Annotated in this window: 1 protein-coding gene; it reads right to left on the reverse strand. The window is 33.9% G+C overall.

The features are described 5' to 3' along the window. Positions 1-257: ribosome maturation factor RimP (gene rimP, locus RYX56_RS23655; RefSeq protein WP_317124291.1), on the reverse strand; the 257-nt coding region annotated here is incomplete at both ends.

Consider the following 257-nt stretch of genomic DNA (forward strand, 5'->3'; position numbering starts at 1 on the left):
GTTTTTATTTTTATCTCTATTTTCACGAATTGGCCATCAAATTCTAATAACGTACCTTCAAAGCTTTTTTCTCCATCGATTGGTTCATACGTTTTGATAAATATATTTTTCCCTATTGCTCTTTCGAAATCCTTTTGTTTTTTTAAAGGTCGTTCAGCACCAGGAGATGATACTTCTAGAAAATAGTTATGGGGAATTGGGTCAACATCATCAAGTTTTTCACTGAGACGTTCACTCACTAAACCGCAATCCTCAAT

The organism is Alkalihalophilus lindianensis (assembly GCF_032843265.1).
In the GTDB taxonomy this organism is placed as follows: domain Bacteria; phylum Bacillota; class Bacilli; order Bacillales; family Bacillaceae_D; genus Alkalihalophilus; species Alkalihalophilus lindianensis.